The sequence below is a fragment of the Lysobacter changpingensis genome (genome assembly GCF_017308985.1).
Lineage (GTDB): Bacteria > Pseudomonadota > Gammaproteobacteria > Xanthomonadales > Xanthomonadaceae > Lysobacter_J > Lysobacter_J changpingensis.
Map to the genome: position 1 here is coordinate 101,795 of NZ_JADWPE010000008.1, position 21,976 is coordinate 123,770.

General features: G+C 68.5%; 16 protein-coding genes. 9 read left to right on the top strand and 7 right to left on the bottom strand.

The features are described 5' to 3' along the window. Positions 1-139: 139 nt before the first annotated feature. Positions 140-1,153: a cytochrome d ubiquinol oxidase subunit II gene (gene cydB / locus I4U41_RS17860; RefSeq protein WP_206862532.1), complete on the bottom strand. Its 1,014-nt coding sequence runs from the start codon at positions 1,151-1,153 to the stop codon at positions 140-142. Beyond that, the gene (locus I4U41_RS17865) at positions 1,153-2,556 is read right to left on the bottom strand and encodes a cytochrome ubiquinol oxidase subunit I (protein WP_206862533.1); all 1,404 of its coding nucleotides are present in this window, start codon (positions 2,554-2,556) and stop codon (positions 1,153-1,155) included. Before I4U41_RS17865 ends, cydB begins: the two co-directional genes overlap by 1 nt. A 158-nt stretch (positions 2,557-2,714) precedes the next feature. Between I4U41_RS17865 and I4U41_RS17870 the strand changes: the two genes are divergently transcribed. Then, positions 2,715-5,102: a S9 family peptidase gene (locus I4U41_RS17870; protein WP_206862534.1), complete on the top strand. Its 2,388-nt coding sequence runs from the start codon at positions 2,715-2,717 to the stop codon at positions 5,100-5,102. A gap of 119 nt (positions 5,103-5,221) precedes the next feature. On the opposite strand, the gene I4U41_RS17875 is transcribed toward I4U41_RS17870, so the two are convergent. After that, on the bottom strand, positions 5,222-6,115 hold the full coding sequence (locus tag I4U41_RS17875) for a DUF2950 domain-containing protein (protein ID WP_242525347.1): 894 nt from the start codon (positions 6,113-6,115) through the stop codon (positions 5,222-5,224). Positions 6,116-6,152: 37 nt separating this feature from the next. Then, positions 6,153-7,805, bottom strand: coding sequence for a DUF3300 domain-containing protein (locus I4U41_RS17880; RefSeq protein ID WP_242525348.1), 1,653 nt, complete (start codon positions 7,803-7,805; stop codon positions 6,153-6,155). Positions 7,806-7,920: 115 nt separating this feature from the next. Between I4U41_RS17880 and hemF the strand changes: the two genes are divergently transcribed. Next, positions 7,921-8,844, top strand: coding sequence for an oxygen-dependent coproporphyrinogen oxidase (hemF, locus tag I4U41_RS17885; RefSeq protein WP_206862536.1), 924 nt, complete (start codon positions 7,921-7,923; stop codon positions 8,842-8,844). Between the two features lie 668 nt (positions 8,845-9,512). On the opposite strand, the gene polA is transcribed toward hemF, so the two are convergent. Next, entirely contained in the window at positions 9,513-12,287 is a 2,775-nt protein-coding gene (polA, locus tag I4U41_RS17890; protein WP_206862537.1) for a DNA polymerase I, read from the bottom strand. A 100-nt stretch (positions 12,288-12,387) separates the two neighbouring features. Between polA and I4U41_RS17895 the strand changes: the two genes are divergently transcribed. From I4U41_RS17895 to I4U41_RS17910, 4 genes are all read left to right on the top strand, one after another. Then, on the top strand, positions 12,388-12,681 hold the full coding sequence (locus I4U41_RS17895) for a DUF2782 domain-containing protein (protein WP_206862538.1): 294 nt from the start codon (positions 12,388-12,390) through the stop codon (positions 12,679-12,681). Between the two features lie 91 nt (positions 12,682-12,772). Beyond that, positions 12,773-13,522 (top strand): methylated-DNA--[protein]-cysteine S-methyltransferase, encoded by a 750-nt coding sequence (locus I4U41_RS17900; protein ID WP_206862539.1) that lies wholly within the window; start codon positions 12,773-12,775, stop codon positions 13,520-13,522. Next, positions 13,519-14,259: a 2OG-Fe(II) oxygenase gene (locus I4U41_RS17905; RefSeq protein ID WP_206862540.1), complete on the top strand. Its 741-nt coding sequence runs from the start codon at positions 13,519-13,521 to the stop codon at positions 14,257-14,259. Before I4U41_RS17900 ends, I4U41_RS17905 begins: the two co-directional genes overlap by 4 nt. Positions 14,260-14,376: 117 nt before the next feature. After that, positions 14,377-14,619, top strand: a complete 243-nt coding sequence (locus tag I4U41_RS17910) for a hypothetical protein (RefSeq protein ID WP_206862541.1) — start codon at positions 14,377-14,379, stop codon at positions 14,617-14,619. Between the two features lie 144 nt (positions 14,620-14,763). On the opposite strand, the gene uvrD is transcribed toward I4U41_RS17910, so the two are convergent. Continuing rightward, the gene (gene uvrD / locus I4U41_RS17915; RefSeq protein WP_206862542.1) at positions 14,764-16,956 is read right to left on the bottom strand and encodes a DNA helicase II; all 2,193 of its coding nucleotides are present in this window, start codon (positions 16,954-16,956) and stop codon (positions 14,764-14,766) included. Between the two features lie 62 nt (positions 16,957-17,018). Between uvrD and I4U41_RS17920 the strand changes: the two genes are divergently transcribed. Further along, a complete protein-coding gene (locus tag I4U41_RS17920) occupies positions 17,019-17,999 on the top strand; it encodes a M61 family metallopeptidase (RefSeq protein WP_206862543.1) in 981 nt (326 codons plus the stop codon). Between the two features lie 162 nt (positions 18,000-18,161). On the opposite strand, the gene I4U41_RS17925 is transcribed toward I4U41_RS17920, so the two are convergent. Beyond that, the gene (locus I4U41_RS17925) at positions 18,162-18,716 is read right to left on the bottom strand and encodes a TIGR00645 family protein (protein WP_206862544.1); all 555 of its coding nucleotides are present in this window, start codon (positions 18,714-18,716) and stop codon (positions 18,162-18,164) included. A gap of 166 nt (positions 18,717-18,882) precedes the next feature. Between I4U41_RS17925 and I4U41_RS17930 the strand changes: the two genes are divergently transcribed. Beyond that, positions 18,883-19,581 (top strand): glutathione S-transferase N-terminal domain-containing protein, encoded by a 699-nt coding sequence (locus tag I4U41_RS17930; protein WP_206862545.1) that lies wholly within the window; start codon positions 18,883-18,885, stop codon positions 19,579-19,581. 41 nt (positions 19,582-19,622) lie between these two features. Further along, the gene (locus I4U41_RS17935) at positions 19,623-21,836 is read left to right on the top strand and encodes a S9 family peptidase (RefSeq protein ID WP_206862595.1); all 2,214 of its coding nucleotides are present in this window, start codon (positions 19,623-19,625) and stop codon (positions 21,834-21,836) included. The last annotated feature ends 140 nt before the right edge of the window (positions 21,837-21,976 follow it).

The window sequence follows — 21,976 nt, forward strand, 5'->3', positions numbered from 1 at the left end:
GGCGCGGCGAGATTTTCGCCACAGCATAACGTCGGAACGCCGGGATTCGGGATTCGGGATTGGGGTTTCGTAAAGCGCGCGTGTGAAGGCGTCCGCGAATCGGCGCCCGACCGCGTCATCGCGAATCCCCCATCCCGATTCAGTGATACCCCGCGTCCGCCGCCACCTTTCCCTTGAACACGCTGTAGGACCAGTACGTGTAGCCCAGGATCGCCGGCAGCAGGATGATCAGGCCGACCAGCACGAAGCCCTGCGACGACGGCGGCGAGGCCGCATCCCAGATCGTCAGGCCCGGCGGCACGATGTGCGGCCAGATACCCAGCACCAGCCCGATGAAACCCAGCGCGAAGAAGCTCAGCGTCAGCACGAACGGCGTGGCGTCGCGACCGTGGCGCATCGCCGCGCGCCACAGCGCCCAGGCGTTGGCCAGCGCCAGCAGCGGCACCGGCGCGAGCCACCAGAAGTTCGCGCCTTCGAACCAGCGCGCCATGATCCGCGAGTCCAGGAACGGCAGCCACGCGCTCACCAGTCCCATGAACGCGACGACCACCAGCACCAGCGGGCGGGTGAGGCCGCGCGCGATCTCCTGCATGCGGCCTTCGGTCTTCAGGATCAGCCACGTGGAGCCCAGCAGCGCGTAGCCGAACAGCACCGCGATGCCGGTCAGCATCGAGAACGGGCTGAACCAGCCGAACGCGCCGGCCATGTACTTGCCGCCCTGCAGCGGCATGCCTTCCACCAGCGCGCCGAGGATCACGCCCTGCGCGAACGCGCACACCATCGAGCCCAGCGCGAACGCCAGCCCCCACGCGGGCTTGGCGCGGTTGGCCTTGAAGCGGAATTCGAAGGCGACGCCGCGGAACACCAGCGCGATCAGCATCAGCAGCACCGGCAGGTACAGCGCCGAGAGCACCACCGCGTAAGCCTTCGGGAACGCCGCGAGCAGCCCCGCGCCGCCCAGCACCAGCCAGGTTTCGTTGCCGTCCCAGATAGGCGCGGCGGTGTTCATCATGTGATCGAGCTGCTGCTCGGTTTCCGCGAACGGCGCGAGGATGCCGAGCCCGAGCACGAAGCCGTCGAGCACCACGTACATCAGCACGCCGAAGCCGATCACGCCGAACCAGATCACCGGAAGCACGGTCGCCATGTCCATCACACGCCCTCCTCCAGGTTCTCGCCCGCGGCGGACAGCGGTCGCGCCGGCGTCTTCTCGCCGCCTTCGGTGTGTTGCGGCGGTTCGTGCGGCAGCGGGCCCTTCTTCACCAGGCGCGTGAGGTACCACATGCCGGCGCCGAACACGATCGCGTACACGACCATGTAGACGATCAGCGACGTCATCACGCTGGCCGCGGCCAGGGTCGGACTCACCGCGTCGGCGGTGCGCAGCAGGCCGTAGATCACGTACGGCTGGCGGCCGATCTCGGTGACGTACCAGCCCGACAACATGCAGACGAAGCCCGCCAGCGTCAGCAGGCGCCAGCCGCGCAGCGCCAGGCGCGATTCGTACAACCGCCCGCGCCAGAACTGGAACAGCGAGAACAGCGCGAGGACCAGCATCAGCGTGCCGAGCCCGACCATCACCCGGAACGCATAGAACACCGGCTTCACCGGCGGGCGTTCGCTCGCGGGCACCGATTTCAGCGGCGTGATCTCGCCGCTCCACGAATGCGTGAGGATGATGCTGCCGGCGCGCGGAATCGCGAACTCGAAGTCGTTGCGCTCGGCGCGCTCGTTCGGCACGGCGAACACCACGAACGGCATGCCGTGGCCTTCGGGCTCGCTCTCCCAGTGGCCTTCCAGCGCGGCGACCTTGGTCGGCTGGTGTTCCAGCGCGTTCAACCCGTGCAGGTCGCCGACGACGACCTGCGCCGGCACCGTGATCGAGGCGAACAGCACCGCCGCCTTGAGCATGCGTTTGCCCGCGTCCACGTGCACGCCGCGCAACAGGTACGACGCGCCCACGCCGCCGATCACGAAGCATGTCGTGATGAACGCGGCGAGCACCATGTGGGCGAGCCGCACCGGGAAGGAGGGATTGAAGATGATCGCGAACCAGTCGTCCGGATGGAACACGCCGTCGACGATGCTGTAGCCCTGCGGCGTCTGCATCCAGCTGTTGGCCGAGATGATCCAGAACGTGGAGATCAGCGTGCCCAGCGCGACCATCGCGGTCGACAGGAAATGCAGCCGTTCGCTCACGCGCCCCCAGCCGAACAGCATCACGCCCAGGAACGTCGCTTCCAGGAAGAACGCGGTGAGCACTTCGTAGCTCAGCAGCGGCCCGAGGATGTTGCCGGCCTGTTCGCTCAGCGTCGCCCAGTTGGTGCCGAACTGGAAACTCATCACGATGCCCGACACCACGCCCATGCCGAAGGACACGGCGAAGATCTTGATCCAGAAGAAATACAGGTCGCGCCAGAGCGTGTCGCGCGTGCGCAGCCAGCGCCATTCGACGAACGCCAGCCAGCTCGCCAGGCCGATGGTGAAGGCCGGGAACAGGATGTGGAAGGAAATCACGAACCCGAACTGGATGCGCGAAAGCAGCAGGGCGTCCACGGCGTCACTCCATCGAAGGGGGCCGGGCGCAGAGTGTGCGCGCCGTCGCAGTGGGTGTCTTCGGACAGAACGTCCCACCCATGACGCATGGCCCGATCCGGCACAGCGGTGGGCTGATACGCTGCGGGGGTTTTGTCCAACCGTGCCGGTCCGACCTCATGCCATCGAGTCCCATCCGCCTCACTTCCCTCGCGTTTTCCGTCCTGTTGTTCAACAGTGCGCTGCTGGCCAGTACTGCGCAGGCGCAGACGCCGGTCACGCTGACCCAGGCGATGGCCGATCCCGACTGGATCGGGCCGCCGGTCGAACAGGCCTGGTGGGCCTGGGATGGCCAACGCGTTCAGTACCAGCTCAAGCGTGAAGGGGCCGCGATCCGCGACACCTACCAGCAGCCCGTCGCCGGCGGCGCCGCCACGGTGCTCGACGGCGCCGCACGCGCCGATCTCGACGCTCCGCGCGCCGTGCTCGACGCCTCCCGCACGCGCACCGCGTTCGTGCGCAACGGCGACGTGTTCGTGCGCGACCTGCGCACCGGCGCGCTGACGCAGGTCACGCGCACCAACGCCGACGAGGCCACGCCGCAGTGGAGCAGCGACGGCAACCTCGTCTTCCGCCAGGCCAACGACTGGTACCAGTGGCGCGCCGGCCGCGGCGTGAGCCAGGCCGCGGTGGTGAAGGCCGAGAAGGATCCCGCCGCGCCGCCGAAGGCCGACGACCTGCGCGAGCGCCAGCTCGCCACGATCGCCACGCTGAGGAAGGACAAGGAACTGCGCGACGCCGCGCGCGACCAGAGCGACGCTTGGCGTCGCGCCGATCCCACGCGCGCGCCGGCGCCGACGTACCTGGGGCCGGACGTCGTCGTGGCCGACAGCGCGCTCTCGCCCGACGGCAAGTGGCTGCTGGTCGTCACCACCGCCAAGGGCGCCGAGGAAGGCCAGGCCGGCAAGATGCCCAAGTACGTGACCGAATCGGGTTACGAGGAATTCGAGGACGTGCGCACGCGCGTCGGCCGCAACGCGCCGCTGCCGCACAAGCTGTGGCTGGTGGACGTCGATGCGTCGAAGGCGACCGAACTCAAGTTCGACACGCTGCCCGGCATCAAGGACGATCCGCTCGCCGCGATGCGCAAGGCCGCCAAGCAGGAACCGCTGAAGGGCGATCGCGCCGTGCGCATCGAAACCGACGGCGACGGTTCGGGCCCGGCGATCCACTGGAGCGGGGATTCGCGCAACGTCGCGCTACTGGTGCGCGCGGTCGACAACAAGGATCGCTGGATCGCCAGCGTCGACCTGGCGAACGCGAAGCTCGTCACCCGCGACCGCCTCACCGACAAGGCGTGGATCAACTGGGGTTTCAACGACTTCGGCTGGACGCGCGACGGCGTGCTGTGGTTCCTGTCCGAACGCAGCGGCTATTCGCACCTGTACGTGAACGATGGCGGCAGGTCGCGCCAGCTCACCAGCGGCCAGTGGGAAGTCTCGGCGCCGGCGCTTTCGCCGGACGGCGCGACGTTCTTCTTCGCCTGCAACCGCAAGTGGCCGGGCGATTACGAAGTGTGCGCGGTGCCGGTCGCCGGCGGCGACGTGCGCGAAGTGACCTCGCTGGACGGCGTGGAGGACTTCTCGTTGTCGCCGGATGGTTCGAAGGTGCTCGTGCGCCATTCGGCCAGCTACATGCCGCCGCAGCTGTCGGTGGTGAGCGCCGCCGGCGGCAACGCCACGCAGCTCACCGACACGCGCAAGCCCGAGTTCAGGAACCGCGAGTGGATCCAGCCCGAATACGTGCAGGTGCCGAGCAAGCACGGCGCCGGCGTGGTGTGGGGCAAGTTCTACGGGCCGAAGAACTACGAGCCGGGCCGCAAGTATCCGATCGTGATGTTCGTGCACGGCGCGGGCTACCTGCAGAACGTGTCGGAGCGTTATCCGAATTACTTCCGCGAGCAGATGTTCCACAACCTGCTGGTGCAGCAGGGCTACGTGGTGCTCGATCTGGACTACCGCGCGTCCGAAGGCTACGGCCGCGACTGGCGCACGGCGATCTATCGCCAGATGGGGCATCCGGAGCTCGAGGATTACCTGGACGGCCTGGACTGGCTGGTCGCCAACAAGCAGGGCGACAAGGACCACGCCGGCATCTACGGCGGCTCGTACGGCGGCTTCATGACGTTCATGGCGCTGTTCCGTTCGCCGGGCACGTTCAAGGCCGGCGCCGCGCTGCGCCCGGTGGCCGACTGGTCGCAGTACAACCACGAGTACACCAGCAACATCCTCAACACGCCCGAACTCGATCCGGAGGCCTACCAGGTCTCCTCGCCGATCAACTTCGCCGACAAGCTGCAGGACAACCTGCTGATCGCGCACGGCATGATCGACGACAACGTGTTCTTCAAGGATTCGGTGATGCTGAGCCAGCGCCTGATCGAACTGCGCAAGGACAAGTGGGAGATCGCGCCGTATCCGCTGGAGCGGCACAGCTTCACGCGTTCGGACAGCTGGTATGACGAGTATCGGCGGATCTATGAGTTGTTCGAGCGGACGTTGAAGTAACGTCTGCTGCGGTTTAGCCCCTCTCCCATCGGGAGAGGGGTTGGGGTGAGGGGACGGGGCGTGCGATGCAGTGATGTGCCGATGCTTTCGTCAGCGGTACGGCGTCGTGCACGCCACCCTCACCTCCCCGCAGTCGCACCCGCAGCCGATGCCGCCTCGCTCCAGCTCGAATCCGGATCGAACGCCTTCATCCCCTTCGCCAGCGCTTCGCTGCCCGGGCCCAAGTCCTTCTCGAACACCTGCCCGTCCGGCCCGATCATGAAACTCATCACGCCGGTGTCGCCGTATTTCGCCGGCCACGCGATCAGCGCGAAGCCGCGCGTCATCCGTCCGTCGATGCGGTAATCGCGCGCGCCGCCCGGCGCCGACGCGCCCTGCGACGTGAGGATGCGATAGCGATAGCCGAGGTAATCGCCCTTCGGCAGATCGTCGCCGAACAGCGGACCGAGCGGGCTCACGTCGCCGCTGCCGTCGTCGGGCCAGTACAGCCCGTCGTGCCGTCCATCGCTGCTGAGGATGTGCTGCGCGTACTCGAGCACGCCGTCGCCGTCGTGATCGCGTCCGGCGTAATCCAGCTGCGCGTCGCGATACGCCTGCACCGCCTGCAGCACCGCAAGCTCGTTGCGGCCGATCCGGCGCACACGCATTTCCTCGCCGCCGGCCTTCGGATCGAACCGCCAGCCGCCCTTGTCCTGCTTCAACGGGATCGGCAGCGTCCAGCCGGCGTCGCCGACGGCGAGCCTGGCCTGCGCACCCTCGGTCACGATGCGATGCGAGCGCTTCCATTGCGTGAGGAACGCATCCACGTCCTCACGCTCGACGCCTTCCAGCGGAATGTAATCGCGCCATTGCGCGCCGAGCACTTTCTGCAGCGCCGCCTGGTCGCGTTGTTCGACCGCGGCGACGAACGCATCCGCCGCCGCGTCGGCGGTGGGATAGGCGCTCTGCGCGAACACCGGCGACAGGCACAGCGCGATCGGCAAGGCCAGGACGATCCGGGTTGCACGCTTCATCGAAGGACTCCTCATCGAACCTGCGATCGAATGGCGATCAACCGCGCCGCCGCGCGCCGCCACCGCCGCGCGACTGACGCTGCACCTGATGTCCACCGGCCCGCGCCGATTGCGGTCGCTGCTGCATCTGCCGGCTCTGCTGTCCACGCTGGACCTGCGCGTGCGTCTGCTGCGGATGCCTCGCGCCCTCGAACGCGTTGTTGCGCGAGACCTCGTGCGCCGGGCGGTGTTGCGCGTGGTCCTGCAGGCGCGGCTGGCTCGCCTGCGAATGCTGGAGGCTGCTCGCATGCGTCCCGCGCGCCTGATTGCGCGCCTGCTGGTTCGCGTGCGTGGTACGCGGCCCGGCATCGCGATGCTGCGCCTGCTGGCCGCGCGATTGCGCCACCTCGCGCGCGTGATCGCGCGAGCCATCGCGTGAGACCTGCTGCGTGCGCGCCTGTGCGGTTTCGCGCGCCCGTTCGCGCGAGGCATCGCGCTGCAGGCCCGCACCGCCCTGCCCGGCCCGCGAATCCAGGCCGCCCGGAGGTTCGCGCAGATCGCGTCCGGCTTCGCGCGCACGTTCCTGCGCCTGGCGATTGCTCGCGGCCGGCGTTTCGAATCCGCGCCGCTGCATTTCCTGCCGCGCGCGATCGCGACTGGCCTGGTGCGCCGCGTCGTTGCCGCGGAACGCCTGGCGCTGCTCCGCGCCCGGCAGCGGACGCTGGCCGAACTGCTCGCGGCTGCGTGCATCGCGATACGGCACGTCGCCACGGAAATTCGCGTCGTGCTGCCACGTGCTGCGGCTCGCGTCGATCTGCCGGTTGACGTTGATGTTGTTGTAGCGGTTCACGTCGATGTCGACGTCGCCGCCGTGCCAGTCCCAGTCGCCCCACAGCGCGTCGGCGACCGCGACGCCCGTGCCGAATGCGAGGCCGGCCGCTAGCACGCTTCCCGGATACCACGCCGGCGCCGGCGGGTAGTACGCGGGCGGATACGACGGATAAGGCCACGACCCGTACACCGTGGTCGGGTTGTAGCTGGGCACGTAGACGACTTCGGGATTCGCCGGCTCGATCTGGATGATCTGCGTCGGCGGCGGCGGAGGTGGCGCCTCGCCCTGGACCACGACGGGCGCTGGCGCGGGTGAGGCTGGCGCTGCCACGACCGTCACCTTCTGCTGTTCCGAACTCTGCAGGTTGCCGGCGGCCTGCGCGGCGCGGCGCAGGCGTTGCACCGCGTCCATCACGTCGCCGGGCTGCGCGAGGAACGCGTCGCCCAGGCGTTGCACCCAGCCGGGATCCTGCGAGAGCGTCGACATCACCTGCGGGAAGGCCACCAGCGACTGCACGCTCGGATCCCACGGCTGGTCGGCCACGAGCTTCACCGCCGCATCGCCCTTCGCATCGGGATGCGCCTTCGACCACGCCACCGCATCGGCCACGTTGCCCGGATACGTGGCCGCCATCAGCACCTGCGTGAGCAGCGAATCGGGATACAGCGCGATCGGCGCGACCATCTGGTCGAGTTCTTCCTGCCCGAACACGCGTTCGGCCTGCGCCGTGGCGGCTGGTGCGGCCGGCGATGGCATCGCGGGCGCCTGCGCGGCGGGCGGCGCGGTGGGCGCGTCGGGCGCGGCCTCGCGCTTGCACGAGACCGCCGACAACGCGGCGATCAGGGCGGCGGACAGGACACACGGGCGGAGCATGCGCATCACACACCTCCCACACCTTGGCATCGGCGATGCCCGGCGAACGCCGGTCCGTCGACGGCTCCCTGAACGGAGCGGCGGCTATCATGCGCGCCTGCCCCGCTATGTCCCTGTGAACATGAGCTCGCCTGCCCCGGCCTTCGACGACGTCCGCGCCTACCTCACCGACCTGCAGGACCGCATCTGCGCGGCCATCGAGCACGCCGACGGCAGCGCGCGCTTCCGCGAAGACCTGTGGCAGCGCGCAGAAGGAGGCGGCGGGCGCACGCGCGTGCTGCGCGACGGCGCGGTGTTCGAACAGGCGGGCATCGGTTTTTCCGACGTGTCCGGCACCAAGCTGCCGCCGTCGGCGACCGCCGCGCGGCCTGAGCTCGTGGGCGCGTCGTGGCGTGCGGTCGGCGTGTCGCTGGTGTTCCATCCGCGCAATCCGCACCTCCCGACCACGCACGCGAACGTGCGCCACTTCCGCGCCGTGCGCGATGGCGAGACCGTGGCGTGGTGGTTCGGCGGCGGCTTCGACCTGACGCCGTTCTATCCGGTCGACGAGGACGTGCTGCACTGGCATCGCGTCGCGCGCGAGCTGTGCGAACCCTTCGGCGGCCAGGCGCGCTACGAGAAGCACAAGCACTGGTGCGACGAATACTTCTTCCTCAAGCATCGCAACGAAACCCGCGGCGTCGGCGGCCTGTTCTTCGACGACCTGCACGAGGACGCCGATGCCGACTTCGCCTACCTGCGCGCCGTGGGCGACGGCTTCCTCGACGCGTACCTGCCGATCGTCGGCCGCCGCAAGGACACGCCGTACGGCGAGCGCGAACGCCAGTTCCAGCTCTACCGTCGCGGGCGCTACGTCGAGTTCAACCTCGTCTTCGACCGCGGCACCCTGTTCGGCCTGCAATCGGGCGGCCGTACCGAGTCGATCCTGATGAGCCTCCCCCCGCTGGTGCGCTGGGAATACGGCTTCGCGCCGGAGGAAGGCAGCGCAGAGGCGCGCCTGGCCGATTACCTGCGCCCGCGCGATTGGTTGGACGAACTGGTCTGAGCTTTCGATCGCGCTTGGCGGACGCGCTGCGGGCCTGGATCCGGCCCTCGCCAGGATGACCTTGGAGACGTCGGGGTAGAACCACGGGCGCCAGGCAACGTCGGGCGGAGCACATCGGATAGGCAGTCGCGCCCCGGGTGCGCTTCGCTTACCCGGGCTACAGAACCGGAGCTTTCGATCGCGCTGCGGGCCTGGAGCCCGGCCTTCGCCGGGGTGGAGGAAAGCGCGCGCAGCAGACAGGCACGCAGCACCGATCGAAGCACCAGCCCCCTTGGTAAGGGGGCGCGGCGGCAGCCGCGGGGATTGGAAGCATCGGCGCGGGGCCCGAAGTTTTGCCTCGCAAAACTTTGGCTTTATTTCTGGCGACGCCAGAAATAAAAAGCCCCGCAGGCAGGGGGGGCCGGCGGGGCTGGGGAGCGGGACCTGGGGAGGGGTCTTCGCTCCGGGATCACTCCAGGGGAGGGAGAGATCGGCGACAGGCGTTGCACCTGTCGCGACCTATATGACCATTCCGTACATGGATGGTTCGTGAAGATCCGGGTTAACAATTTGTTGGATTCAGGGTGCATTCACCCAGCTGAAAACGTTTTTCCCCGGGGATTCCGGCAGGAGCGGTCGCGCGCGGCCGATGGCACGGAACCTGACGGTCACACCATCCCGACGAACGGTCAGTGCGCCTCGTCCCAGTTGGCGCCGACGCCGGTGTCGACCACCAGCGGAACCCGCAGACCCGCCGCCCGCGCCATCCGCTCGCGTGCCTCATTCACCAGCGTATCGACGAAGCCGGTCTCGACCTCGAACACCAGTTCGTCGTGCACCTGCAGCACCATCAGCGCGCGGTCGCGGTGGTCGGCCAGCCAGCCGTCGATGGAGATCATCGCCAGCTTGATGATGTCCGCCGCCGTGCCCTGCATCGGCGCGTTGATCGCCGCACGTTCGGCACCGGCACGCAGGCCCTGGTTGCGCGCGTGGATGTTGTCCAGGTAGAGCCGGCGCCCGAACACGGTTTCGACATAGCCCTGCTCGCGCGCCTGCTGCCGCGTGCGCTCCATGAAATCGCGCACGCCCGGGTAGCGACTGAAGTACAGCGCGATGTAGTCCTGCGCCTCGCCGCGCGAAATGTTGAGCTGCCGCGCCAGCCCGAACGCGCCCATGCCGTACATCAGGCCGAAGTTGATCGCCTTGGCCGCACGACGCTCGTTGTGGGTGACATCATCGAACGGCTTGCCGAACACCTCCGCCGCCGTCGCACGATGGATGTCCGCGCCGGATTCGAACGCGCGCAGCAGGCTCGGATCCTCCGACAGGTGCGCCATGATCCGCAGCTCGATCTGCGAGTAGTCGCAGGCGACGATGCGGCGCCCTTCCGGCGCGACGAACGCCTGACGGATGCGGCGCCCGTCGTCGGTGCGGATCGGGATGTTCTGCAGGTTCGGATCGCTCGACGCGAGCCGTCCCGTCGCCGCGCCCGCCTGGTGGTAGCTGGTGTGCACGCGGCCGGTGTCGCGGTTGACCATCTCCGGCAGCTTGTCGGTGTAGGTGCTGCGCAGCTTCGACAGGCCGCGGTACTCCAGGATCACCCGCGGCAACTCGTGCTGGTCGGCGATCGCTTCCAGCGCTTCCTCGTTCGTCGAAGGCGCGCCCGACGGCGTCTTCACCAGCGCGGGCAACTTCAGTTCGTCGAACAGCAACTGGCCGAGCTGCTTGGGCGAATCGAGGTTGAACGTACGACCGGCCAGTTCCGTCGCCTTCTGCTGCGCGGCGAGCATGCGCTTGCCCAGGTCGGCCGACTGTCGGCGCAACTCGTCGGCGTCGACCATCACCCCGTTGGCTTCTACGCGTTCGAGCACCTGCACCAGCGGCATCTCGATCTCGTGGTACACGTGCGCCAGGCCCGACACCGCTTCGACCTTCGGCGACAGCACGCGATGCAGGCGCAGCGTGACGTCGGCGTCTTCCGCGGCGTAACGCGTGGCGTCCTCGATGGACACCTGCGAGAACGGAATCGACTTCGCGCCCTTTCCCGCGACGTCCTCGTAGCGCACGGTCTCGTAGCCGAGATAGCGCTTGGCCAGCGAATCCATGTCGTGGCGCGTGGCGGTCGCGTTGTAGACGAAGCTCTGCAGCATCGTGTCGTCGGCGTAGTTGCGCACGTCGATGCCGTTGCGACGCAGCACGTGCAGATCGTACTTGCCGTGCTGGCCCATCTTCTTGCGCGTGGGATCCTCGAACAGCGTGCGCAACGCGGCCAGCGCTTCGGTGCGGTCGAGCTGCTTCGGCGCGCCCGGATAATCGTGGCCGAGCGGCAGGTACGCGCCGCGACCGGGTTCCGCCGCGAGACTCAGGCCGATGAGGTTGGCCTGCATCGGGTCGAGCGAATCGGTTTCGGTGTCGAACGCGAACTCCTCCGAGTCGCGCAGGCGCGCCAGCAGGTCGTCGAACTGCTCCGGGGTCAGGATCGCCTCGTAATCGCCCTTCGCCGACAGCGACGGATCGACTGCTTCCGCCGGCGCGCCGGAACGCGCGTGGCCGGCCGCGGTATTGCGAAGGCCCGTCGGGCTGTTCGCGTGATCCTCGACCACCGCGCCCGGGCCTTCGAGTTCGCGCAGCGCCTGCTTGAAGCCGTAGCGCGCGTACAGCTCGCGCAGTTCGTCGACATGGCGATCGCGCAGCACCAGGTCGGTCGGCGCGCGATCGAGCTCGACGTCGGTCCTGATGGTCGTCAGCGTCCGGTTGAGCGGCAGGCGCGGCAGCGCGGCGCGCAGGTTCTCGCCGATCTTGCCCTTGATGTCCTGCGCATGCGCGATGACGTTATCGAGCGTGCCGTATTCGCCGAGCCACTTGGCCGCGGTTTTCGGGCCGCATTTCTCGACGCCGGGAATGTTGTCTACGGTGTCGCCCATCAGCGCGAGCAGGTCGATGATCTGGTCCGGGCGCACGCCGAACTTGTCGATCACGCCGGCTTCGGAATCCAGCCGGCTGCCGCTCATCGTGTTCACCAGCGCGATGCGCGGGCGCACCAGCTGCGCGAAATCCTTGTCGCTGGTGGAGATGGTCACGTCGATGCCCTGCTCCGCCGCGCGCACGGCGAGCGTGCCGATCACGTCGTCGGCTTCGACGCCTTCGATGCGCAGGATCGTCATGCCCAGTGCGTTGACGATGTCGCACATCGGCTGCACCTGCGCGCGCAGTTCGTCGGGCATCGCGGCGCGGTTGGCCTTGTATTCCGGATACAGGTCGTCGCGGAAGGTCTTGCCCGGCGCGTCGACCACGAAGGCGACGTAGGCGGGTTGCTCCTTCAGCGTCGCGCGCAGCATGTTGACCACGCCGAACAGCGCCCCGGTGGGTTCGCCGGCGTCGTTGGTGAGCGGCGGGAGCGCGTGGAAGGCGCGATAGAGATAACTGGAACCGTCGATGAGGACGAGGCGTGGCGTGTCGGTCATGTGGGAATTCTACGCTGCGCCCCTGCGGTAGCCGTCACCCCGGCCTGCGGCGGCGGCGCGTATCCTGTGGGCGACCCGCCCCGTCGGCCAGGAGACCGCCATGCGCCACGTTCTGTTCGCCCTGCTGCTCCCGTTGACCCTGTTCGGCTGCGCGACGATGGGCGGCGGCGATCCCACGGCCGGGCTGGAGAACCCCGAAGTGCGCTCGCGCACCGTCAGCGGCGGCGACACCATCGACGAGTACTACGTCGCCGGCCAGCTGCGCGTGGTGCGCATCACGCCGGCGCGCGGCCCGGTCTACTACCTGGTGGACAACAACGCCGACGGCATCCTCGACAGCAGCAAGGGCGAAGGCCCGATCTCGCCGGTGCAGTACAAGCTGCTGACCTGGTAAACGCCGCAGCGTGCTCGCCGCACGATCCGGATATCGGGCGCGCGGCACGGCGCGCAGACTCCATCGCGTTGCTTCCACGGGAGAAAACGCGATGACGCTTCCTCAGCTTTCCTTCGATACCGGACGCGACCCGCGCTGGGTCGCGTTGTGCGCGCGCGACCGCGCCAGCGATGGCCGCTTCGTCTATTCGGTGAAGACCACCGGCGTGTACTGCCGGCCCTCGTGCGCGGCGCGGCGTCCGCGTCCGGAGAACGTGCGCTTCCATGCCACGCCCGACGACGCCGAACGCGCCGGCTTCCGCGCGTGCCTGCGTTGCCATCCGCGACGTGAACCCGCGACCCGGCAGGCGGTCCGCTTCGCCATCGGCGAAAGCTCGCTGGGCCTGGTGCTGGTGGCCGAGAGCGACGCGGGCCTGCGCGCCGTGCTGTTCGGCGACGAGGCCGGCAAGCTGGTGCACGACCTGCAATCGCGGCTGCCGACGGCGGCGCTCGCGGTGGACGCGGGCGGCGTGCAGGCGGCGCTGGAGGCGGTGGTCGATTGCGTCGAGGCGCCGCATCTCGCGCTGGACCGGCCGCTCGATCTGCAGGGCACGCCATTCCAGACGAAGGTGTGGCGTGCATTGCGGCGAGTCCCGGCAGGAACGACGGTGAGTTACGGCGAACTGGCCCGGCGGCTGGGCGTGCCCGGGTCGGCCCGGGCGGTCGCGGCGGCCTGCGCGGCCAATCCGCTGGCGGTGGTGGTGCCATGCCATCGCGTGGTCGCGGCCGACGGCAGCCTGTCCGGCTACCGCTGGGGTGTTGGGCGAAAGCGCACGCTGCTGCAGCGCGAGGCACGCGCATGAGCGCCGCGTTGACCCTGCGACGGGACCGCAAGGCGCTCGCCGAGCGCATCGCCTGGCAGGACTGGGAAGGGACGGCCGCATCGCTCGACGCGTGCGGCCACGCGGTGCTGCCGGGCCTGCTCGACGAAGCCGAATGCCGCGCGATCGCCGCGCTGTACGACCGGCCCGACGGCTTCCGCAGCCGCGTGGTGATGGCGCGGCATGGGTTCGGCAGCGGCGAATACCGCTATTTCGCCTATCCGCTGCCGCCGACGGTCGCGCTGCTGCGCGAGGCGGTCTATCCGTATCTGGCGCCGGTCGCGAACCGATGGAACGCGGCGATGGGCATCGACGTGCGCTATCCCGACACGCACGACGATTTCCTGCAACGCTGCCATGAGGCCGGCCAGACGCGGCCCACGCCGCTGCTGCTGCGGTATCACGCCGGCGACTACAACTGCCTGCACCAGGACCTCTACGGCGAACACGTGTTCCCGCTGCAGGTAGCGATGCTGCTCTCGCAACCAGGCGAGGACTTCGACGGCGGCGAGTTCGTCCTCACCGAGCAGCGCCCGCGCATGCAGTCGCGCGCGGACGTCGTGCCGCTGCGCCGCGGCGATGCGGTCGTGTTCGCCGTGCATCGTCGCCCGGTGCGCGGGACGCGCGGCATCTATCGCGTGAACCTGCGCCACGGCGTGAGCCGCGTGCGTTCAGGCCGACGTCACGTCCTGGGCCTCGTGTTTCACGACGCGCAGTAGGCCTGCGTCCTAACCTGCGGCGTCAAGGCGATGGCCGTGGGTGCTCAGGTTTTCCCGCCGGATGCCGTTAACGAAACGCCGCACCGTCCCGCGCGGCGCAACGGAGGAAGCACCGGAGTGTCCGGGAAAGAAAGACGCAAGCCCAAGCCGCCGCTCGATGCCGCCGCGCTGCGGAAGGGCCTCACCGAGGAGCAGCGCCGCACGCTGGAGGAGCTGGAGCATTTCCAGTGGACGCTGGAGTTCGTGCGCCGCCCGCTGTTCCAGGACCCGATGCCGGTGCTGTTCGATCGCGACCGCAAGCGCTGCGTGGCGCTGCTGCCGGATGGATCGCTGGATGAGTCGGTGAAGCTGCGCGAGTAAGCACCGCGCCTGCTCTTGTAGCCCGGGTAAGCGAAGCGCACCCGGGGCTCTGCGCGGTGAACCCGGGTGCGCTTCGCTTACCCGGGCTACAAGAGCTACAAGGGCGATCCCGTCGTCCGACGAACGCCTGAACGACACGGGCACCTACGCCGGCTGCAGATTCGCATACGCCAGCACCAGCCACTTGCTGCCGGCATCGTCGAAGTTCACCTGCACGCGCGCGTGCGCGCCGCTGCCTTCGTAATCGGTGACGGTGCCCAGTCCGAACGACGGGTGCTTCACCTGCGAGCCCAACCGCACCGCCGGCTGTTCCAGCGGCGCATGCCCGCGACCGGCGCCCGGCACGCCACGCTGCACGCCGCCGCTGTACGGGCGCGAGACCTGCACCTTCGGGCGCACTTCGTTGAGCAGCGGCGCGGGGATCTCGCGCAGGAAGCGCGACGGCACGCCGTACATGTCGGCGCCGTGGATGCGGCGCGACTCGGCATAGCTGAGCACGAGCTTCTGCCGCGCGCGCGTGATGCCGACGTACGCGAGGCGGCGCTCCTCTTCGAGGCGACCGGACTCTTCCGTGGAGCGGCCGCTCGGGAACACGCCCTCTTCCATGCCGGCCAGGAACACCAGCGGGAATTCCAGTCCCTTGGCGCTGTGCAGCGTCATCAGCTGCACGCCCTCCTCGCCGGCCTGCGCCTGGCCTTCGCCGGCTTCCAGCGCGGCGTAGCTGAGGAACGCGACCAGTTCCGGCATCGCCGTCGCGTCCTCGTCGTCGCTGCGCGTGAAGCGCGAGGCGACCGACACGAGTTCATCGAGGTTGTCCACGCGCGAATCCAGCTGGCCGCGCGATTCGTTGAAGTAATGCTCGCGCAGGCCCGAGCGGATCAACACGTGGTCGATCTTCTCCGGCAGCGTCATCGACGCCAGTTCGTTGTCGAGGTCGTCGATCATCGCGAGGAAGCCCGCGACCGCATTGCGCGCGCGAGCCGCGAGGCCGTTCTCGCCGACGATCCGACGCGAGGCTTCCCATAGCGACACACCATCGGCACGTGCGCGACGGCGCACTTCGTCCAGCGTGCGCTCGCCGATGCCACGCGTCGGCGTGTTCACCGCGCGCTCGAATGCCGCGTCGTCCAGACGCGAAGCGATCAGGCGCAGGTACGCCAGCGTGTCCTTGATTTCGGCGCGCTCGAAGAAGCGCAGGCCACCGTACACGCGGTACGGCACCTGTTCGGACAGCAGCGATTCTTCGAACGCGCGCGACTGCGCGTTGCTGCGGTAGAGGATGGCGACTTCGCCGTAGCTGCCGCCATCGCGCACCCACTGGCGCAGGCGTTCGACGACGAAGCGCGCCTCGTCCATCTCGTTGTACGCGGCGTACAGGTCGATCGGCTCGCCCGTGCCGCTGTCGGTCCACAGGTTCTTGCCGAGGCGGTCGGGGTTGTGCGCGATGACCGCGTTGGCCGCTTCCAGGATGTTCGCGCTGGAGCGGTAGTTCTGCTCCAGGCGGATCGTGTGCGTGCCGGAGAAATCCTTCAGGAACCGCTGCATGTTCTCGACTTTTGCGCCACGCCAGCCATAGATCGACTGGTCGTCGTCACCGACGACGAACACGTGGCCGGTATCGCCCGCGAGCACGCGCACGAAGGCGTACTGGATCGCGTTGGTGTCCTGGAACTCGTCGACGAGGATCTCGCGGAAGCGATGCCGGTAATGCGCCAGCAGCGCCGGGTTGTCGCGCAGCAGTTCGTGCGCGCGCAGCAGCAGTTCGGCGAAATCGACCAAGCCCGCGCGTTCGCAGCGCTCCTGGTAGGCCTCATAGCATTTGTGCATGACGTCGGCCCACGGATCGCCGGACGTCGGTTGCAGGTTGTGGGGGCGGCGGCCTTCGTCCTTCTGCGCGTTGATCCACCACACGATCTGCCGCGGCGGAAAGCGCGTTTCGTCGAATTCCAGCGCCTGCACGACGCGCTTGACCAGGCGCAGCTGGTCGTCCGAATCGAGCACCTGGAAGCCTTCAGGCAACTTCGCTTCCTGCCAGTGCAGGCGCAGCAGGCGATGCGCGAGTCCGTGGAAGGTGCCGATCCACATGCCGCGCGCGCCGTGGCGCAGCTGGCCGTCGACGCGGTGGCGCATCTCGCCGGCGGCCTTGTTGGTGAAGGTCACCGCGAGGATGCCGTGGGTCGGCACGCCGTGGACTTCGTTCATCCAGGCGATGCGGTGCGTGAGCACGCGGGTCTTGCCGGAACCGGCGCCGGCGAGGACGAGGTAATGACCGGGCGGGGCGCTGACGGCCTCGCGCTGCGCTGGATTCAGCGCGTCGAGCAGGTGGGAGACATCCATGCGGGTATTGTAGCGGCGGCGGTCTCAACGCCCGCGTCGCGGGCCATCGCGGAGGGAGCTGAATGCGTCCGACGTCGAAAACGCTGCGGATCGCGGCCGGACTGGTGTTTGCCACCGCATCGGCCGGCAGCATCGCGCAGGATCCCGAGCCTGACGCCGAACGTACCCTGCGTGCCGGCGACAGCGCGCTGCAGGTCAGCGTCATCGGCGTGGACGACGCGCGCCGCCGCGCGCAGTTGCAGGACTGGCTGGCCGAAGTCGCCCAGGCCCAGCTCACGGCGTTCGGGCGCTATCCGCTGCACGACGCGCGCGTGCGCATCGAGCAGGTCGGGCGGGAGGCGGCGCGCGACGACGAAAGCCCGGTGCCGTGGGGCCAGACGCTGCGGCGCGGCGATACGGCGGTGCTGCTGTTCGTGCGCGACGACGCGACCCCGGCGGAACTTCGCGCGGACTGGACGGCGATCCACGAGCTCTCGCACCTGTTCCATCCGTACATGGGGCGCGACGGCCGCTGGCTGTCGGAAGGCCTCGCGAGCTACTACCAGAACGTGCTGCGCGCCCGAGCGGGGCTGCTGACGCCGGAGCGCGCGTGGGAGCTGCTCGACGCCGGCTTCGGTCGCGGCCGCCGCGAAACCAGCGGCACGCCGCTGGTCGAGCTCAGCCGCACGCACGCAGGCACGATGCGCGTCTACTGGGCGGGCGCGGCGTTCTGGCTGCAGGCCGACGTCGCGCTGCGACGCGACCACGGGTCCAGTCTCGACCGCGTGCTGTCGAAGTACTCGGACTGCTGCCTCAACGGCACCGGCGAAATGGCGCCGACGCAGTTCATCGCCGAACTCGACCGGCTCTCCGGTACGAAGGTGTTCTCGTCGCACTACGCGCGCTTCGCGCAGTCTCGCGAGTTCCCGTCGCTGGATGCGACCTACGCGGACCTGGCGATCACGCGCCGCAATGGCGAATTGCGATTCGGGCAGGACGGCTCCGGTGCCCGGCTGCGTCGCGCGATTACCGCACGCGACACGCCAGGACGCGCATCGCACTGACGTTCGACTCGCCGCCGGCGTGGCGGCCGGCATCTGCCTTTGTAGCCCGGGTAAGCGAAGCGCACCCGGGTTGGGCGATGACAGCCCCCGGGTGCGCTTCGCTTACCCGGGCTACGAGAGCGAGGATACCGGCTTCCCCGCAATGCCAACGATGCCTGGCCCTCAATGCGCCTTGTGCTTCACGCTGGCCTGGGCCATCAGCTTGTCCGTGTAGGCGATGCCGATGGCGGAGAGGATGAACACGCAGTGGATGATCGTCTGCCACATCACGCCTTGCGCGGTGTAGGTGCTGTTCGCCGAGCCGAGGCTGCCGATGGCGATGAAGGTCTTGAGCAGGTGGATCGAGGAGATGCCGATGATCGCCATCGCCAGCTTCACCTTCAGCACGCTCGCGTTGACGTGGCTCAGCCACTCGGGCTGGTCGGGATGGCCTTCCAGGCGCAGGCGCGAGACGAAGGTCTCGTAGCCGCCGACGATCACCATCACCAGCAGGTTGGAGATCATCACCACGTCGATCAGGCCCAGCACCATCAGCATGATCTGCTGCTCGGTCCACTCCGTGGCGTGCAGGATCAGGTGCCACAGTTCCTTCAGGAACAGCACCACGTACACGCCCTGCGCGACGATCAGCCCCAGGTACAGCGGCAGCTGCAGCCAGCGCGAGGAGAAGATCAGGCCGGGAAGCGGGTTCATCGGGGCGGGACGCGGATCGGACATGCGGCGGCGCTCGGGTCGGTGCGGGGCCGGCTAGGGTACCGGCGCGCCATGACAGCCGCCAATCCGGGGCTTCGAGTCGTTGGAAAACAGCATCGCGTTTCGCCGGACCGGGCACACCGCCCCTGCCCTTACACTGGGCGGCCCCCACCCCACCGGAGCCGCGCCCATGATCGACCTCCACTACTGGCCCACCCCCAACGGCCACAAGATCACGATCTTCCTGGAGGAAGCCGGGCTGGATTACACGATCCATCCGGTCGACATCGGCGCCGGCGACCAGTTCAAGGCGGAGTTCCTGAAGATCTCCCCCAACAACAAGATGCCGGCGATCGTCGACCGCGAACCCGGCGACGAGGGCATGCACATCAGCGTGTTCGAATCCGGCGCGATCCTCGCGTACCTGGCCAACAAGACCGGCCGCTTCGTGCCCCAGGACCTGCGCGGGCGCACCGAGGTCAGCCAGTGGCTGCACTGGCAGATCGGCGGCCTGGGCCCGATGACCGGCCAGTACGGCCACTTCCACGTCTACGCGCCGGAAGACATCGCCTACGCGAAGGACCGTTACCGGCGCGAGGTGCTGCGCCTGCTCGGCGTGCTCGACCGCCGGCTGGAAGGCCGCGAGTTCATCGCCGGCGGCATGTTCTCCATCGCCGACATGGCCGCACACCCGTGGGTCAATCCCTACACGAAGGCGCCGCTCGACCTGACCGAATTCGCCAACATCCGCCGATGGCACGAGGCCATCGCCGATCGTCCGGCTGTGAAGCGCGCCTACGCCCTGGCCGACCGCTACGGCGCCAAGCGCGAGATGACGCCGGAAATGCACAAGATCCTCTTCGGAACGCCGTCCAACACGAACGCATGAAGAACCTCACCGCCCGCGGCCTCGCCGCCTGCCTGATCGCCATGTCCGTCGCCAGCCTCCCGACCCTCGCCGCCCCCGCGCAACCTGCTTCCGCGCCGCTCAAGCTCACGCTCGAAGCGTTGGCCGGCGACGCGCCGCTCTCCGGTCCCAGCCTGATGAAGGCGAAGGTCTCGCCGGACGGCAAGCGCGTGACCTTCCTGCGCGGCAAGGACAGCAACCGCAACCGCCTGGACCTGTGGGCGTACGACATCGCCAGCGGCCAGACCGCGAAGCTGGTGGACGCCGACGACATCCTGCCGGGCGAGGAAGTGCTCAGCGACGAGGAGAAGGCGCGCCGCGAACGCCAGCGCATCGCCGCGCTCAGCGGCATCGTCGATTACCAGTGGGCGCCGGACGGCCGCTCGCTGCTGTTCCCGCTGGGCGGCGAGCTGTACCTGTACGACCTGTCCAAGAGCGGCAGGTCGGCGGTGCGCAAGCTCACCAACGGCGAAGGGTTCGCCACCGACCCGAAGCTGTCGCCGCGCGGCGGCTTCGTCAGCTTCGTGCGCAACCGCAACCTGTGGGCGATCGATCTGGCGAGCGGCAAGTCGATCCAGCTCACGCGCGATGGCGGCGACGTCATCGGCAACGGCGTGGCGGAATTCGTCGCCGACGAGGAAATGAACCGCCACACCGGCTACTGGTGGGCGCCGGACGATTCGGCCATCGCCTTCGCGCGCATCGACGAAACGCCGGTACCGGTGCAGAAGCGCTACGAGGTGTATCCGGACCGCACCGAAGTCGTCGAGCAGCGCTATCCCGCCGCGGGCGATCGCAACGTGCTGGTGAAGCTGGGCGTGATCCAGCCTGCCGCTAACGCCGCGCCGAAGTGGGTGGACCTGGGCAAGGAGCAGGACATCTACCTCGCGCGCGTGGACTGGCGCGATCCGCAGCGCCTGACGTTCCAGCGTCAATCGCGCGACCAGCACGTGCTGGAACTCATCGAAGCCGACCTCGCCACCGGCCGCCAGCGCGTGCTGCAGAAGGAAACCAGCAAAACGTGGGTGCCGCTGCACGACGATCTGCGTTTCCTCAAGGACGGCCGCATCCTGTGGAACAGCGAACGCAGCGGGTTCGAACATCTCTACGTATTGAGCGAAGACGGCTCGAAGGCGACCGCGCTCACCTCCGGCGACTGGCCGGTGGATGGCGTGCTCGCGGTCGATGAAGCCGCCGGCTTCGTGTACTTCGCCGCCGGCAAGGATTCGCCGCTGGACGCGCAGGTGTACCGCGTGCCGCTCGCCGGTGGCGCGATCGAGCGCCTGTCCAGGACCGACGGCACGCACGCGGCGAGCTTCGCCGCTAACGCGAGCGTGTACGTCGACAACTGGTCGAGCCCGACCACGCCGCCGCAGCTGGAGCTGTTCCGCAGCGACGGCACGCGCATCGCCGCGCTGCTGGAGAACGACGTCGCCGACCCGCAGCATCCGTACGCGAAGTACGCGGGCGCGCATCGCCCGATCGAGTTCGGCACGATCAAGGCGGCCGACGACGCGACCACGCTGCACTACAGCGTCATCAAGCCGGCCGGCTTCGATGCGAACAGGCGCTATCCCGTCGTGGTGATGGTGTACGGCGGCCCCGCTTCGCAGACGGTGAAGCGCACCTGGGCGCCGGACTTCAACCAGTACCTGGCGCAGCACGGCTTCGTGGTGTTCTCGCTCGACAACCGCGGCACGCCGCGTCGTGGCGCGGCGTTCGGCGGCGCGCTGTACGGCAGGCAGGGCACGGTGGAAGTCGCCGACCAGTTGCGTGGCGTGGAATGGCTGAAGTCGCAGCCGTGGGTCGACGGTTCGCGCATCGGCGTGTACGGCTGGTCGAACGGCGGCTACATGACGCTGATGCTGCTGGCGAAGGCATCGGACCAGTACGCCTGCGGCGTCGCCGGCGCGCCGGTCACCGATTGGGGCCTGTACGACACGCACTACACCGAGCGCTACATGGGCCTGCCGAAGGCGAACGTCGCCGGCTACCAGGAAGCGCGGGTGCTCGAACATATCGACGGCCTGACCTCGAAGCTGCTGCTGATCCACGGCATGGCCGACGACAACGTGCTGTTCACCAACTCCACCGCGCTGATGAGCGCGTTGCAGAAGCGCGGCCTGCCGTTCGAGCTGATGACCTACCCGGGCGCGAAGCACGGACTGAAGGGCGCGGACAACCTGCACCGCCTGCGCCTGACGGAGAATTTCTTCGACCGGTGTTTGAAGCCGTAAGCACGGCACGAAAGAAGGCCCGGCATTCGCCGGGCTTTCTTTTGCCCAGCTTTTGTAGCCCGGGTAAGGCCAAAGGCCGCACCCGGGGATGACGCGCATGAATCCCGGGGCGCTTCGCGCAGCCGGGCCGCGAAAGCGCG

Excerpts from the sequence above, each read along its gene's own strand:
- cydB (WP_206862532.1), bottom strand. The coding sequence starts at position 1,153 with ATGGACATGGCGACCGTGCTTCCGGTGATCTGGTTCGGCGTGATCGGC.
- I4U41_RS17905 (WP_206862540.1), top strand. The coding sequence starts at position 13,519 with ATGAGCGCCGCGTTGACCCTGCGACGGGACCGCAAGGCGCTCGCCGAG.
- hemF (WP_206862536.1), top strand. The coding sequence starts at position 7,921 with ATGAGCTCGCCTGCCCCGGCCTTCGACGACGTCCGCGCCTACCTCACC.
- polA (WP_206862537.1), bottom strand. The coding sequence starts at position 12,287 with ATGACCGACACGCCACGCCTCGTCCTCATCGACGGTTCCAGTTATCTC.
- I4U41_RS17900 (WP_206862539.1), top strand. The coding sequence starts at position 12,773 with ATGACGCTTCCTCAGCTTTCCTTCGATACCGGACGCGACCCGCGCTGG.
- I4U41_RS17895 (WP_206862538.1), top strand. The coding sequence starts at position 12,388 with ATGCGCCACGTTCTGTTCGCCCTGCTGCTCCCGTTGACCCTGTTCGGC.
- I4U41_RS17925 (WP_206862544.1), bottom strand. The coding sequence starts at position 18,716 with ATGTCCGATCCGCGTCCCGCCCCGATGAACCCGCTTCCCGGCCTGATC.
- I4U41_RS17930 (WP_206862545.1), top strand. The coding sequence starts at position 18,883 with ATGATCGACCTCCACTACTGGCCCACCCCCAACGGCCACAAGATCACG.
- I4U41_RS17920 (WP_206862543.1), top strand. The coding sequence starts at position 17,019 with ATGCGTCCGACGTCGAAAACGCTGCGGATCGCGGCCGGACTGGTGTTT.
- I4U41_RS17870 (WP_206862534.1), top strand. The coding sequence starts at position 2,715 with ATGCCATCGAGTCCCATCCGCCTCACTTCCCTCGCGTTTTCCGTCCTG.
- uvrD (WP_206862542.1), bottom strand. The coding sequence starts at position 16,956 with ATGGATGTCTCCCACCTGCTCGACGCGCTGAATCCAGCGCAGCGCGAG.
- I4U41_RS17875 (WP_242525347.1), bottom strand. The coding sequence starts at position 6,115 with ATGAAGCGTGCAACCCGGATCGTCCTGGCCTTGCCGATCGCGCTGTGC.
- I4U41_RS17935 (WP_206862595.1), top strand. The coding sequence starts at position 19,623 with ATGTCCGTCGCCAGCCTCCCGACCCTCGCCGCCCCCGCGCAACCTGCT.
- I4U41_RS17880 (WP_242525348.1), bottom strand. The coding sequence starts at position 7,805 with ATGCGCATGCTCCGCCCGTGTGTCCTGTCCGCCGCCCTGATCGCCGCG.